The following is a 13962-nucleotide window of genomic DNA, read 5'->3' as shown; positions in this document are numbered from 1 at the left end:
AAATTCATTTCTAAAGCCTAGCAAATTCCCCCCTGGTGTGGAGTACATATTCTACTAATAACTGTTTGTTTTCATTTCCCCGCCAGCCGCTCACTTGTATCTACCTCGTCACCCGCCAGCCGTTTCGTAAACGTCTTCCGCCAGCTTCCTGACAATTCGGCGACGTCCAGTAACCTACGAATTCCTTCGTAATCCTCCTTGTCATGATGCATCAGCCGGTTTGCTTCCGCTACGGTGATTTTGCTTGGATGCGGCTCATGCGGCTGCAGTTCATCGGAAGGGGAGACAAGCCCCTCTTTGAGGACTCTGAAATAAAACCCGGTGTAGCCGGAATCCTGTACAAGCACTGGCATGTCTTTGCGGCCGTACAGCAGTCCAAGTTTGAAACAGGGCTGGCGCGGCTGGCTCACTTGTACGACTGCTTCTCCGATCGTGAATATATCGCCGATGCAAACATCCTTTTCTGTTAAGCCGGACAACGTAAGATTTTCACCGAAGGCACCTAGTGACATAGCATGACCAAGCGTTTGCTCCCAATACGGATAATGCTCAAACGGATACACGCAGACCGCCTTGTCGATGCCTCCGTGGTGTTTCAGGTCACCTTGGCCATCACCCTCGAAATTCAGCTGCGCCAAAAAAACCGGTGCATCCACCGGCTTTTTGCGAATGCCTGTCAGTACTTCTTTGTTTCCGAACTTTACGTCCTCCGGCTTGCCGACGTTCAGTGAACGGATTTCAATACGTCCCATTCCTATCACTCCTGACCGTTGTTGGTTGTTTCTATTATCGGCCATTCAGAGATCGCTGGCAATTTCTCAGCTGAAAAACATCTTAAACATGAACACAATAGCAATGCCCGCTAGAAATCCTAAAAACATGCGTCCGAATTGTTTCATTGAAGTTTCCCCCATTCCTTTTAGTCCATCGTCCGTTTTCGGTACACCATGACCGCAACTGTTACCATGGCAATGCCCCAGGCTGCAATTACGGCAAGCGGGAGGAGGATATCTCCGAACCCTGCGCCCGTTTCCACTTTCGTGCCAATCTCTAGAAGCTGGATGTTCGGCAAGTATTGCAGCGCCTTCAAAATCGGATATTTATCAGCGATTAACGGAATGAATGTACCAAATGAGAAAAGAAGAATTACTGGTGTCACATAAAGCGACGCTTCCATGACGGATTTCGCATACAGACCGAGCATCGTTCCGAGTCCAATATAAAAGAGTGTGGACAACAGGATGGCGATGGCGATGATTGCAATATTCGCCGGGTTGTAGCCTGCGAAAAACATGCTGAGCAGAACTGTGAAAAGTGTCAGCACAAACGTCAGCGAGCTCTTTCCGACGAGGATTTCTGTTGTACTGGCAGGGGACAGCATCAGCCCGCGCAGCGTGTTCTTCTCTTTTTCCTCTGCGATCAAGCAGCTTTGGACGAATGCGGCGACCATGGCCAGCGCCATATTGATCAGCATGATGTGCGAATCGATGGAACCGCCCATCCGGCCGTACAGGGCTGCTAAAGCAGGCGGCATGAAAATGATGATGGATACCGCCAGATTCCGAGAGAAGTCCTTGTAGTCTTTCATAAAGATTGCATTCACGCGTTTCCAAGAAAATGTCATGCCAGTTTCCTCCCTGTCACTTGAATGAAAATATCGCCGAGTGTCGGCTCGTTTGAATGGATGGTCGATACCTGATCACTGTTCATCAATTCATAAAGCTGTGCGGCTCCTGCTGTTCCCGCTGGAATAATGACCTTTTCCTCGCTCGCCAATTCCACAGTGATAGTAGAGTCCGAGTACTGCTTCTTCAGTCTGTCCGGGCGATCGAGCAGCTGGATGCTGCCTTTATCCAGAAAAGCGACACGGTCACAAAGTGTTTCAGCCTCCTGCATGTCATGGGTTGTCAGGAAGATTGTCGTCCCTTTTTTGTTGAGCGCCCGGAGCCCTTCATATATATGAAGCGTATTCACGGGGTCCAGGGCTGATGTCGGTTCATCCAGGAACAGCAGCTCGGGCTCATGCAGCAATGCGCGCGCTAGCGTCACCCGCTGCGTCATCCCTTTTGATAAGGCGGACACCCGCTTTTTCTGGTTTTCCTTTAAATTTACAGTTTTTAACACTTCGTCAATCTTGTCATAGGGGACATCATAGAGGTCGCAATACAGCTTCAGATTGTCATAAATCGACAACCTGCCGTATAGGCCGCTGTTGTCTGTCAGAACGCCGAACCGCTTGCGGTATGCAGGCTGCTTCAATTTGGTGACGGACTCCCCGAACACTAAGGCATCTCCGCTCGTCGGCACCAGCTGGCCGGTCAATATTTTAATTGTCGTAGTCTTACCTGATCCGCTAGGGCCGAGGAAACCGAATATCTCGCCTTTCCTGACTGTGAAATCGACATGCTCCAGTGCTATTTCATTTCCGAACAGTTTGGCAAGACCTTTCACTTCGATAATGTTTTCCATTTTCATCCTCCTGTTATTGAAGTCGCTGTTTTGTATTTGCATCTTCAGATTACTAGGGAATCGGGAAAGGGGCATTATAATCCGGTTGAAAAGAGTATCAGCAGCCTTAAGTGGAGCTATGGCCGGTTGAATGGAACATGAAAATGAGTGGAAGACATCATTTTGAAGACCGGAAGCCACGGGCGGGAAGCTGAGTTAAGAAAAGTAAGGCGATCGCACACGCAATCGAAGCATTTCCCGCTTGGACAAGCGAAAAAAGCCGAAATATTTCCGGGGAAATAATCGGTCATTCTACATTTTTCGTGTTTATTTCAATCCTAGCATCTCTTTCAACTCCGTCATTTTAGATTTGGAGAGGGGGATAGTAGACTTCGCGGCATCCTCTAGAACGAGACTATAACTATTGCGTGTCCACGTAATCACTTCGCGCACTTTTTGCAGGTTCACAATGTAAGAACGGTGGCAGCGGAAAAATCCGAAGGGCAATAGTCTTTCCTCCAGTTCAGAAAGCGTAAAGACACAAGGAAAATGCTCTCCCTTTATATGTAAATTAGTCTGCCCTTCACTGCTTTCAATATAATCAATTTCGGGTGGATTGAATAACACAATCTTTTCGTTCACTTTTGTTGGAATCTTTTCGAAGCGTACGGGCTGCACCTGTTCCGTGTCATCTTGGCCCGTATTCTGCATCGGCTCGTCCGTTTCCATCTGGATGAGTTGCAAGCCGTTATCATCCAGCTTGCAAACGAGATCTGCCGCAGTGACAGCACTTTCCATGTTTCCTGTCAACAGGAGTATGCTTTTGCCTTCCCTTCGAAGATGCTGCAAAATCGCTAGATAGATCCGTTTTGATTCAAGATCCATATTCTGGTCGGGTTCCTCAAGAATATATATGGAGGGGTTCTGTATGAGCAAGCAGGCGAGCTGCACTCGCTTCTTCTCTGAATAAGACAGCTCTTTAATCTTTACATTCTGCTTGGCGGCGAGCTGCACAAGCTCTAGTACGCCGTCCGGTGTAATCTCGGAGCTATGGAGCCGCTTGGTGAAACGGATCATTTCTTTGATGGACAGCCGTTCATACAGGCCATGATGCAAAAAATAAAAGCCGGGCCGGCCCGTTCCGTTCAATTTCACTTCGCCATGTGATAGAGATGTTCTGCCGAGCAGCAGCAGGATGAGCTGCTCACGCACATTTACGCTTGAATGTACGGCGACGACTTGGCCTCTTTGAACGGACAAGTCGAATGGCGGGAATATTAATGAATCATGAAGGCGTTTTTCAGCTTGAATAAATTCCAGTGCCAAGTAGCAGTCCCCATTTCCGTAATAGTTTGTCTACTGGCATTATACCAGTCTATTTGCTATCGTGGTTGATTCCAAAGAAACAACTGGCGCCCAAAAACGTCATACCTATGTCATACTGGAACTATCAAAACGAATATGCAAGGAGAAGGCAGAGATGGACGAACTCACAAAACAATACATGGCTGGATTCCGCAATGTCGGCAATGAACTGAAGCGGTTTTCCATGGTCTATAAATTCGCGCTGGATGAGATGAACACGAAAATCAATATTTTGAAAGAGGAATTTCTTCATATACATGACTACAATCCAATTGAACATTGCGGATCACGGCTGAAGTCGCCTGAGAGCATCCTGAAGAAAGTGCACCGCAAAGGTATCGGGTTTTCCCTTGCCGCCATCAAGGAGAATATAAAAGATATTGCAGGCATCCGTATCACATGCCCGTTTGTATCGGATGTGTTTGAGATTAGCAGGATGATCGGCAACCAGCAGGACGTGGACGTAGTGGAAGTGAAAGATTACATCACGAATCCAAAGCCGAATGGCTATCGGAGCCTTCATTTAATCGTAAAAATTCCGGTCTTCATGTCCGACCGGGTGGAGGATGTCTATGTTGAACTCCAGATCCGGACAATTGCCATGGATTTCTGGGCCAGCCTGGAGCACCGGATTTTCTACAAATACGAAAAGGAAATCCCCGAGCGCATCAAAAAAGATTTGAAAGAAGCCTCCGATGCCGCGACGGCGCTTGACCGTAAAATGGAAAGCATCAATAAAGAAGTGGCGATGATCAAACGGAGAAACAGTGAAGAGTTGTTTCCAAGCGATACCTTGAACATCCCAAGCGCCATGCTCGAATCAATGCTGCATGGATTCTTGGATGCTGAAGATGAAGTGAAAGGCCAGCCGGTCAGAAATAAATGACAGAAACACGCACAGAACAATTGTGCGTGTTTTTTTGATTGGTGAAATCAGCGACTGAGTCCAGCCGATCAGTAAGTGGTGATGGGGGCAGCGTAAAGTAAGCAATCTGACGCTGCAAGTGAGCAATGCAGTCCGCAAAGTAAGCATGTCCTATCAAAAGTAAGCAACACGGCTCTGAAAAACGCAATCTTCGCCCCGTAAGAAGCAATCATGTCACGAAAGTAAGCAATGTCCGCACCCGCACCTCTTAAACTGCTGCCCGAATATCTAGAAAGCCGAAACAAACTTAGCGAAAGTGCACCAAACCATCGCAATCTCCACTCATTCCAGCACGCCAAACAACCGAAATAGGGAATTCCCTATATATAAATCTATGAAAATAAGGGTATGCCACAGCATAGGGGCATGAACTTAACGTAATAGGGATTCCCCTTATGGTTAATTGTGTGATTACTCGATAACATTAAGGGTATAGGGAACAAAGGCAGTTTCTATTGTTTTTTTATCATTACAAGAGAAGGAGTGGGAATCGTGGCGCAGAAATTCGGTATGAAGTACTTCAAGCCGGTCGAGCGGTATTCGGGCAACTGGTCGGTTCTTGAGGAGAAAAGCAGGGATTGGGAGAATATGTACCGGCAGCGGTGGTCCCATGACAAGGTTGTCAGGACGACACACGGCGTGAACTGTACAGGGTCGTGCAGCTGGAAAGTGTTTGTGAAGAACGGGATCATCACGTGGGAAAACCAGCAGATCGACTATCCATCCTGCGGCCCTGATATGCCGGAATTCGAACCGCGCGGCTGTCCGCGGGGGGCTTCGTTTTCGTGGTATGAGTACAGTCCGCTTCGCGTGAAATATCCATACATACGGGGGAAATTGTGGCGTATGTGGAGTCAGGCTCTATCGGAATTCAAAGATCCGCTGAAGGCCTGGACAAGTATCGTGGAAGATCCGGCGAAGATGGAAGAATACAAGAAAGCCCGCGGAAAAGGCGGTCATGTGCGCATTCATTGGCGCGACGCTTCGATGCTTATTTCGGCGCAATTGATCTATACGATCCGTAAATACGGACCGGACCGGATTGCGGGCTTTACGCCGATTCCTGCGATGTCGATGGTCAGCTATGCGTCCGGCGCCCGTTTCATTTCGCTGCTCGGCGGCGAGATGCTCAGTTTCTATGACTGGTATGCGGATCTTCCGCCGGCTTCGCCGCAAATTTGGGGGGAGCAGACGGATGTGCCGGAGTCGAGTGACTGGTTCAATGCCGGCTATCTCATCATGTGGGGATCGAACGTGCCGCTTACCAGGACGCCGGACGCCCACTTCATGACGGAAGTGCGCTACAAGGGGACGAAGACGGTCGCAATCGCGCCGGATATGGCGGAAAACACGTTCCATGCGGACAACTGGATCGCCCCGCATCCGGGAAGCGACGCTGCACTCGCACAGGCGATGACGCATGTCATTCTTGACGAATTTTATGAGAAGAAGCAGGAACCGATGTTCATCGACTACGCCAAGCAATATACCGATATGCCGTTCCTCATCACGCTTGACGAACACGAAGGCGCGTACAAGGCAGGCCGTTTCGTGCGGGCGAGCGATCTCGGGCAGGAGAGCGAGCATGCGGACTGGAAGCCAGTCATCTTCGACAAGACGAAAGAGGAGATTATGGTTCCGAACGGCACGATGGGGCAGCGCTGGGAGAAGGATGTCAACTGGAATCTGATCCTTGAAAACGAGGACGGCACGAAAGTGGAACCGTCGCTTACTGTGCTGGAACACGGAGGCGAGTGGCAGGATATCCATTTCCCTTATTTCGATAACAATCAAAACGGGATCTTCACGCGTTCCATCCCAGCGAAGAAAGTGGCGTTCGCTGACGGCACAGAGCGCCTCGTCGCAACCGTCTATGATGTCATGATGAGCCAGTACGGCGTCAAGCGCCCCGGCAGTACACATCATGCGAACGGATATGACGATTCGGATTCTTTGTACACACCTGCATGGCAGGAGAAAGTCACAGGGGTCAAACAGGAGCTCGTCCTCCAGATTGCACGTGAATTCGCACAGAACTCTGTCGATACGGAAGGCCGTTCCATGATCATCATGGGCGCCGGCATCAATCACTGGTTTAATAGCGATACCATCTATCGGGCGATTTTAAACCTCGTGACGCTCACGGCTTCCCAAGGGAAGAACGGCGGCGGATGGGCGCATTACGTAGGACAGGAGAAATGCCGTCCAATCGAGGGCTGGAGCACCATTGCGTTCGCCCGCGACTGGCAGGCGCCGCCACGGCTTCAGAATGGAACATCGTTCTTCTACTTTGCGACAGATCAGTGGAAATACGAGGAAGGCAATATCAGCTCGCTGCATTCGCCGCTCGGCAGTACACCGCGATATGAGCATCCGGCAGACTACAATGTCCTCGCGGCCCGTCTCGGCTGGCTTCCGTCCTACCCGCAATTCAACCGCAACAGCTTGCAGGTGACAGAGGAGGCGGCAAAAGCCGGCAAGACGACGACGCAGGAAATCGTCGAGTATACAGTGGATCAGCTGAAGACAGGCAAAATGAATTTCGCCGTGGAGGATCCGGATGCACCGGAAAACTTCCCTCGCTCGCTCTTCGTCTGGCGTTCGAATCTCGTTTCGAGTTCTGCGAAAGGCCAGGAGTATTTCATGAAGCATCTCTTCGGGGCTTCCTCGGGCTTGCTCGCACAGCCGAACGAAGACATGAAACCGGAAGAGATCGTCTGGCGGGATGAAGTCCAAGGCAAGCTCGATCTGCTCGTCGCTCTCGATTTCCGGATGACGGCGACGCCGCTGTATGCGGACATCGTGCTGCCGGCTGCCACGTGGTACGAGAAAGTCGACTTGTCTTCAACCGACATGCACCCGTTCGTCCACCCATTCAATCCTGCGGTCAATCCGCTCTGGGAATCGAAGTCGGACTGGGACAGCTTCCGGACGCTTGCGGAGACGTTCTCCGAGATGGCAAAGACTTATCTTCCTGACATTTACAAGGACATCGTCGCCACTCCGCTCGCGCATGACTCCGTCCAGGAGATCGCCCAGCCGTTCGGCGAGGTGAAGGACTGGAAGAAGGGCGAAGTCGAAGCGATTCCGGGCAAGACGATGCCGGGCATGACGGTCGTTGAACGGGATTACACAAAGGTGCACGATAAATACATTACGCTTGGACCGCTTCTTACAACCGGAAAAGTCGGCGCACATGGCGTCTCGTTCTCCGTAGCAGAAGAATACGAGCTCATGAAAGGCATCAACGGCGTCTATTCGGACGGGTCGATCAAGGACGGCCTGCCGAAGCTGGAGACGGCAAAGCAGGTGGCGGAAGCGATGCTGACCCTTTCCTCGGCTACGAACGGCCGTGTCTCGCAGAAGGCATTCATTTCTGCCGAGAAGGACACGGGTGTCGAGCTGAAGGACATTTCAGCAGAGCGTGCTGCGGAACGGTTTACATTCGCCGGCATCACAGCGCAGCCGCGGGAAGTCATTCCGACTCCGGTGTTCAGCGGCTCGAACAAACAGGGACGGAGATATTCGCCGTTCACGACGAACATCGAACGCCTTGTGCCGTTCAGGACATTGACCGGCCGCCAGCATTTCTACTTGGATCATGAACTGTTCCTCGATTTCGGGGAATCGCTGCCGGTCTACAAACCGACATTGCCGCCGATGGTGCTCGGCCCGCGCGACCGGAAAGTCGAAGGCAGCGAGGATGCGCTTGTCCTCCGGTATTTGACGCCGCATGGCAAGTGGAACATCCACTCGACATACCAGGATAACCAGCATATGCTCACGCTCTTCCGCGGCGGCCCGACTGTCTGGCTGTCGGATCTTGACGCAGCGGATCACGGCATCGACGACAATGCATGGCTCGAAGTCTACAACCGGAACGGCGTCGTGACGGCGCGCGCGGTCGTCAGCCACCGGATGCCGAAGGGCACGATGTTCATGTATCACGCGCAGGATAAGCATATCCAAGTGCCTGGTTCCGAGATCACGGAACTCAGGGGCGGCAGCCATAACGCACCGACCCGGATCCATATGAAACCGACGCAGATGGTCGGCGGATATGCGCAGCTCAGCTATGGCTTCAACTACTATGGCCCGATCGGAAACCAGCGGGACGAATATGTCGCGGTACGGAAGATGAAGGAGGTCGACTGGCTTGAAAATTAAAGCACAGATCGCAATGGTGATGAATCTGGATAAATGTATCGGCTGCCATACGTGCAGTGTCACGTGCAAAACGGCATGGACGAACCGGGAAGGCGCCGAGTATATGTGGTTCAATAACGTGGAAACGAAACCGGGGATCGGCTATCCGAAGCGGTGGGAAGACCAGGAGATCTACAAAGGGGGCTGGCAGCTTGCGGACGGCAAGCTGCAGCTGAAATCAGGATCCAAGCTTTCCAAGATTGCGCTCGGCAAAATCTTCTATAACCCGGATATGCCGGAACTGAAAGATTACTATGAGCCCTGGACGTATGATTATGAGAAGTTGACAACTGCGCCGGATCAGGAGCATACGCCTGTAGCGCGTGCGAAATCCGTAGTCTCCGGTGAATACATGGATCTTGAATGGGGCCCGAACTGGGAAGACCAGCTTGCAGGCGGTCATATCACAGGTCCTGAAGATCCGAACATCAAGAAGATCGAAGAGGATATCAAATTCAACTTTGAGCAAGCGTTCATGATGTACTTGCCGCGCCTTTGCGAACACTGCCTCAACCCGAGCTGCGTCGCATCGTGCCCAGCCGGCGCGATCTACAAGCGCGACGAAGACGGCATCGTCCTCGTCGACCAGGAAGCCTGCCGCGGCTGGCGCTACTGCATGACAGGATGCCCGTACAAGAAAGTGTACTTCAACTGGAAGACGAACAAAGCGGAGAAGTGCACATTCTGTTTCCCTCGAATCGAAGCCGGCATGCCGACTGTCTGCTCGGAGACATGCACAGGCCGCATCCGTTATCTCGGCGTATTGCTCTATGACGCGGACCGTGTACTTGAAGCGGCATCGACGCCTGACCCGCAGGATCTCTATAAAGCGCAATGCGATCTGTTCCTTGATCCGCATGACCCGGAGATCATCGAACAGGCGCGCAGGGATGGAATTTCTGAGGATTGGATTGAAGCAGCGAAGAACTCGCCTGTCTATAAGCTGGCCATCGAATACAAGTTGGCATTCCCGCTCCATCCGGAATACCGGACGCTGCCGATGGTCTGGTATGTGCCGCCGCTCAGCCCGATCATGAACTACTTCGAAGGAAAGGATTCAATCAAGAACCCTGACATGATCTTCCCGGCGATTGAAGAAATGAGAATACCGATCCAGTATCTCGCGAACATGCTTACTGCGGGAGATGCGCAGACGGTGAAGGAAGGATTGCAGCGTATGGCAATGATGCGTTCCTATATGAGAGCATTGTCATCCGGCAAGGATTTCGACGAATCGAAACTTGAGCGTGTCGGCCTCACGGCGCAGCAGACGAAGCAGATGTACCGCCTGCTCGCAATCGGAAAATACGAAGACCGCTTCGTGATCCCGACAAGCCACAAGGAAGGCCAGATGAACGTCTACCGTTCGCAAGGATCTGCTGGGTATGGCGACCAGATGGGAACATACGGCGGCAGCCCTGCGGATACAGGCGGCTACAATTTCATGATGGGAGCAGATGGCGGCTGTGACGGCTGCGGACCAGCAAGTCCGGGCGCGCCGGTGAAGTCAGGCAAGGAAATCTACGAAGAGAACTTCTATGGGGGGATCTGGCGTGATTGATTTGAATCGGCTATATGACGAGAAATCCGTCTTCGGTTTTTTCGCACACCAGCTTTCCTATCCGGAGAAGCTGACGTTCCATCCGGATGTGCTATCTGACATGGTGGCGCCGTCCGACCCTTCATATCCGCATGTGAAGAAATACTGGGAGCTGATGCATGAATACAGCCTCGATGAGATCCAGGAGATGTATTCCGCCACATTCGACTTCCAGAAAGACAGCACGCTGTATATGACATACGTAAAATACGAGGACTCCAGGGAGCGCGGGCAGATGCTTGCCCGCCTCAAGGTCCTCTATGAAATGTTCGGCCTGAACATGGAGGATACCGAGCTGTCGGACTTCCTGCCGCTCATGTGCGAGTTCATCAGCATCGCGGAGTGGCGCGGCGACCCGCGGGCGGAGCAGAGCTTTTCCATGCTGCTCGCTGTGCTTGAAGACGGTTCCTACCATTTGATGAAAGCGCTCGAGAAGCACAACAGCCCTTACTTCCATCTTGTCAAAGGGATGAGGGAGGCATTCAAGGCTTGTATCAAGCAGGAGGTCTCAGCCAATGATTAACCAATTCCTATGGGTCATCTTTCCGTATATTTGCATCGCGGTGTTCATCGTCGGCCATATTTTCCGCTATCGGTACGACAAATTCGGCTGGACGGCAAAATCCAGTGAATTCATTGAGAAAAAACAGCTCATGGTCGGCAGTCTTCTGTTCCACCTCGGCATCATACCGGTCATCCTCGGCCATGTTGCGGGTCTTGGCATTCCGAAAGAATGGACGCGTGCGCTTGGCGTAAGTGACCATATGTATCATATGGGGGCTGTCTACGGCGGCGGTTTCTTCGGTGTCGTGACGCTGGCCGGCATGTTCATCCTGACAAGCCGCCGGATCACTAACAAGGATGTGCGCCGGCTTTCTTCCGCTTCCGATATGATCGTAAACGGGCTTCTTCTGTTCATCGTCTTCATCGGTGTTTATGCATCTTTGATCACGAACAACGTGGTGCCTGGCTTCGACTACCGGGATTCCATCTCGATCTGGTTCCGTTCGCTTCTGACATTCCATCCGGAAGCGGGGTATATGGGTGCGGCACCGATCACGTTCAAGCTGCATATCCTGGCCGGGTTCCTCATTTTTGCGATGTGGCCGTTCACGCGGCTTGTCCATGTGTGGAGCGTTCCGTTGAATTACGCAGGCAGGAGTTATATTCTGTATAGAAGATCGCCGGGCCGCACGCATAAACGGGAAAGGGTCCGGTAACTAGTAGAATAGGAGAAATGTGTATGGAAGACCGGATCACGTTCAACTTCCAGCGTGAAATTGAACGGCTGCGTTCCTTATGCGGCGCCGACTATGTGGCGCTGGCGACTGTGCAGCCGGCGGAGCGCCGGTTCGAATTGAAATGGACCCATGTGGCGGGCAATTTGACTGACCGGCACCGCCGCATCAAATTGCAGTCAGGCAAAGGGGTCGCGGGCCTTGTCTTTAAAACAGGGAAAGCGCTGTTCGTCGCGGACGCCGAAATGGAACTCGGCAAAGAGAACCTTTACCAGTATCCGATCACGGTGGCTGAAAAGCTTGTAAGCTTCGGTGCCATTCCACTCTATAAGTATAACCGGGTCGGAGGTGTCCTTTTGATCGGTTCACGCAAGAAAGACGGGCTGACGGAGGAGCATTTCCGGGAATTCAGGGATCACGTCGGAACGGAATTCGGCCCGTTCTATAGTAAGGAGATGGTGAAGGAGTGAATGAGAACCTGCTCGGTTTCCTTGAAAAGCTGTATGACAACTCAAGCGAAGCCATCTTCTTCTTCAATCAAGAAGGAAAAACACTTTACATGAACGAGGCCGCGAAATCGATCATGGCGGCAGACGTCTACGAGCAGCTGCTTGCGGGCAGGGAGGGCGCCATCTGCAGGATCTGCCGCGGGTTCACGAGCGAGGAGGAGCAGAGGACGTGCGTCGCCTGCTATATGTCCGACCCTGCGATGGAAGTGAGTTCATTCCAAGTATACTTCGAAACAGAGGGAAGAGGGATGATCCCATATTCCGCGAGCATCGAGACGATCGATGAAGAGAGAGGCATCCGTGTCTTCATGCTGCGTGATTTGACGGAGCAGCAGCGGACGCAGGAGGAGCTGCATCAGAAACTCATGCTCAAACGGGTCATCAAGGCGCAGGAGGATGAGCGGAAACGGATCTCCCGTGAGCTTCATGACAGCGTCGCCCAGGAGATGCTCAGTTCGCTTGTCGATCTGCGTGTTCTGAAATACATGAACCTTGATGAGGAAGCGATGAAGAAGCTGCGCCAGACGGAAGGGTCGCTCATGCGGCTCCTGGATGACATCCGCCATCTCTCCGTCGAGCTGCGGCCGGCGACGCTTGACGACCTGGGACTCGAAGCCGCGTTCCGTACGCATTTCAAATCCATTGAAAAAAACTACGGAATTGCGGTCCACTTTCATCCGGAACTGGAATCGAAGCGATACGACAGCGAAATTGAAACGGTCGTCTACCGGGTCTGTCAGGAGGCCGTATTCAATGCTGTGAAATATGCGGGCGTCGACGAGATCATTGTCCGGCTGCATGAAGCAGATGGATCCCTGCATTTGCGGGTAGCAGATGATGGAGTCGGCTTTGACGTAGAGGACGGGACACCAATTGGCACCGGGCTCGGCCATTATGGCATGCGCGAGCGGGCGGATTTAGTCGAAGGCAAGCTTGCGATCCGGTCGGAACCTGGAAAAGGTACTGTCGTCGAACTGGCGGTTCCGGTTGAAAGGGAGGATGGAAGATGAAGATTGTGATCGCGGACGATCATGCTGTCGTCCGCAGCGGATTTATGCATATTTTGAATTTCCAGCATGATATGGAAGTTGTCGCGACGGCTGCAGATGGCCTCGAGGCGTATGAGATGGTGGCAAAGCATCATCCCGATGTCCTGCTCATGGACCTCAGCATGCCGCCGGGCGAGAGCGGCCTGATTGCGACAGGGAAGATCAAAGAGGACTTTCCCGAAACGAAAATTGTCATCTTGTCGATGTACGATGACGAGGAATACCTCTTTCATGTTTTGAAGAACGGTGCGTCCGGGTATGTGCTTAAAAACTCGCCAGATGAGGAACTGCTCACGGCCATCCGGACCGCGTACGACGGCGGTACATACATCCACCCGTCCATGGCGACATCCCTCGTCCGTCAATTCGTGACAAAAGATTTCGAGGAGATGGAAAAGGATCCATATAAGATCCTGTCAAGACGGGAAATCGAAATCTTGCCGCTCGTAGCCAAAGGATATGGCAATAAGGAAATTGCCGAAAAGCTGTTCATTTCCGTGAAAACGGTAGAAGCGCATAAAGCGAAAATGATGGAGAAGCTCGGGCTGAAAAGCAGGCCGGAACTTGTCGAATATGCATTACGCAAGAAATTCCTGAATTTTTGATAAGGAAGGAAGGTGAC

Annotated in this window: 12 protein-coding genes; 8 read left to right on the top strand and 4 right to left on the bottom strand. The window is 51.9% G+C overall.

The window, feature by feature from the left end; translation table 11 throughout:
* Positions 1-71 precede the first annotated feature (71 nt).
* The 4 genes from ACZ5FK_RS08480 to ACZ5FK_RS08465 form a co-directional block, all read right to left on the bottom strand.
* The gene (locus tag ACZ5FK_RS08480) at positions 72-752 is read right to left on the bottom strand and encodes an MOSC domain-containing protein (protein ID WP_464804498.1); all 681 of its coding nucleotides are present in this window, start codon (positions 750-752) and stop codon (positions 72-74) included.
* A gap of 167 nt (positions 753-919) precedes the next feature.
* Positions 920-1624 carry an ABC transporter permease gene (locus ACZ5FK_RS08475; protein WP_464804497.1) on the bottom strand — a complete coding sequence of 235 codons (705 nt, stop codon included), beginning with the start codon at positions 1622-1624 and terminating at the stop codon, positions 920-922.
* Positions 1621-2469 carry an ABC transporter ATP-binding protein gene (locus tag ACZ5FK_RS08470; RefSeq protein WP_464804496.1) on the bottom strand — a complete coding sequence of 283 codons (849 nt, stop codon included), beginning with the start codon at positions 2467-2469 and terminating at the stop codon, positions 1621-1623. Before ACZ5FK_RS08470 ends, ACZ5FK_RS08475 begins: the two co-directional genes overlap by 4 nt.
* Before the next feature lie 306 nt (positions 2470-2775).
* Complete coding sequence (locus tag ACZ5FK_RS08465) at positions 2776-3774, bottom strand: LytTR family transcriptional regulator DNA-binding domain-containing protein (protein ID WP_464804495.1); 999 nt, start codon at positions 3772-3774, stop codon at positions 2776-2778.
* Positions 3775-3928: 154 nt separating this feature from the next.
* Between ACZ5FK_RS08465 and ACZ5FK_RS08460 the strand changes: the two genes are divergently transcribed.
* From ACZ5FK_RS08460 to ACZ5FK_RS08425, 8 genes are all read left to right on the top strand, one after another.
* Entirely contained in the window at positions 3929-4699 is a 771-nt protein-coding gene (locus ACZ5FK_RS08460; protein WP_464804494.1) for a GTP pyrophosphokinase, read from the top strand.
* Between the two features lie 549 nt (positions 4700-5248).
* Positions 5249-8905, top strand: a complete 3657-nt coding sequence (locus ACZ5FK_RS08455) for a nitrate reductase subunit alpha (protein WP_464807402.1) — start codon at positions 5249-5251, stop codon at positions 8903-8905.
* Positions 8895-10505 (top strand): nitrate reductase subunit beta, encoded by a 1611-nt coding sequence (gene narH, locus ACZ5FK_RS08450; protein WP_464804493.1) that lies wholly within the window; start codon positions 8895-8897, stop codon positions 10503-10505. The genes ACZ5FK_RS08455 and narH overlap by 11 nt, the downstream gene beginning before the upstream one ends.
* Complete coding sequence (gene narJ, locus ACZ5FK_RS08445; protein WP_464804492.1) at positions 10498-11067, top strand: nitrate reductase molybdenum cofactor assembly chaperone; 570 nt, start codon at positions 10498-10500, stop codon at positions 11065-11067. Before narH ends, narJ begins: the two co-directional genes overlap by 8 nt.
* The gene (gene narI, locus ACZ5FK_RS08440) at positions 11060-11764 is read left to right on the top strand and encodes a respiratory nitrate reductase subunit gamma (RefSeq protein WP_464804491.1); all 705 of its coding nucleotides are present in this window, start codon (positions 11060-11062) and stop codon (positions 11762-11764) included. The genes narJ and narI overlap by 8 nt, the downstream gene beginning before the upstream one ends.
* Before the next feature lie 23 nt (positions 11765-11787).
* Entirely contained in the window at positions 11788-12252 is a 465-nt protein-coding gene (locus ACZ5FK_RS08435) for a GAF domain-containing protein (protein WP_464804490.1), read from the top strand.
* Complete coding sequence (locus ACZ5FK_RS08430; protein ID WP_464804489.1) at positions 12249-13301, top strand: sensor histidine kinase; 1053 nt, start codon at positions 12249-12251, stop codon at positions 13299-13301. The genes ACZ5FK_RS08435 and ACZ5FK_RS08430 overlap by 4 nt, the downstream gene beginning before the upstream one ends.
* Positions 13298-13945, top strand: coding sequence for a response regulator (locus tag ACZ5FK_RS08425; protein ID WP_464804488.1), 648 nt, complete (start codon positions 13298-13300; stop codon positions 13943-13945). Before ACZ5FK_RS08430 ends, ACZ5FK_RS08425 begins: the two co-directional genes overlap by 4 nt.
* Positions 13946-13962: the final 17 nt, after the last annotated feature.

It is taken from the genome of Sporosarcina sp. GTC18466 (assembly GCF_055389225.1).
This window is presented reverse-complemented; position numbering and strand designations above follow the sequence as displayed.